Annotated in this window: 2 protein-coding genes; both read right to left on the bottom strand. The window is 46.2% G+C overall.

Going from position 1 to position 1,197, the window contains the following annotated elements:
- A partial coding sequence (locus tag R7F07_RS25120) for an AzlC family ABC transporter permease (protein ID WP_318110654.1) occupies window positions 1-398 on the bottom strand: 398 nt, incomplete at its 3' end.
- A gap of 105 nt (window positions 399-503) precedes the next feature.
- Window positions 504-1,197, bottom strand: a 694-nt coding sequence (locus R7F07_RS25115) for an alanine racemase (protein WP_318110652.1), incomplete at its 5' end; no start/stop codon positions are given.

Below are 1,197 nucleotides of genomic sequence, written 5' to 3'. Positions count from 1 at the left end.
AAAACCGGTACAAGTGGTACTTCAGCTCCCCACATTTCTAATGTGGCAAACTGAGACGCACCAGCAAAGACAAGCGTACTCATTAAAAGAGTCGGAAAGGCGTCTAAACCGGTTTGCACCGCAGCAACCCCAAAGGCGAGACCAAAGACCACCACAAAAAAGGAAAGCGGTAAAAGCTGAGTAAATCCACCCCAGACGTCAGCCCGAGTGAACTCATGTAGCTCCCCAGAAGATCGAGGAAAAGAGGATGTATTTTCTGTCATAAATGTACCTAGCCGGCAGCAAAGTCGGGAGAAGCCCCAAATGGGTATTGTTGTGATTTTGTAAACTGCATATTTAACATCAATTGGATGGGCTTTCAAACACAACCAGAATGTGGTTTTCATCGCAGACAACAAGATGACATTAACGTTATCGGTGTTTCAGGGCTTTTTGAGCGAAAAAAGAAAGCGAGCACGAAGCTCGCTTTGAGTTAGGAAGTGTTTAAAAAGGAAGTCGTAAGATTACTTCACGTACACGCGAGGGTTTGATGTGCCCCAAATGGTGTAAAGTTCTGGGAAGATCACGTCGGCGTTCTTCTCGATTTCTGCGGCATTGATGGTTTGAGATTTTTGGTTGCCGAACAGAACGACCTCAGAACCCGGCTTCACGCCTTTGATATCGGAAACGGCGATCATTGTTGTATTCATTGACGTTACTCCAACCACTTTTGCACGTTGACCATTGATCAGCACGTCTGCCGTATTGCCCATTTTTCTTGGGTAACCGTCAGAGTAACCGACAGGAAGGTTCGCCATTACGCTTTCTTTAGTGGTTGTAAAGCTGCTGTCGTAACCCACAGTGCTGTTTTTCGGTAGGTGGTGCAGTGATGCTACGCGTGTTTTGAAAGACACGATAGAAGGGTATTCAAGGTTAGTTGGTAGATCACCGTAAAGCACACCACCAGGACGAACCATATCAAGTTGAGCTTCTGGTACGTTGAGCGCTGTGTACGAGTTTGCTACGTGCAGAAGAATGTCTTCACGTTTTAGATCCGCTTCTTCAATTAGCCATGCCGAGCTTTCTTTGAATGAGCCAAGTTTCGCGCGTACTTCTTCTGCGTTGTAATTCGGGAAGTGCGTCATGATACCGACAATCTCAACGCCAGATTGCTTAGCAATCGCAAGGGCTTCTTTTTTGCCGTTTTCTGTCGTCATA

Origin of the sequence: Vibrio sp. YT-16 (assembly GCF_033337405.1) — a bacterium.
In the GTDB taxonomy this organism is placed as follows: Bacteria; Pseudomonadota; Gammaproteobacteria; order Enterobacterales; family Vibrionaceae; genus Vibrio; species Vibrio alginolyticus.
Note: the sequence above shows the minus strand (reverse complement) of the source record. Positions and strands in the feature narration are given on the sequence as shown.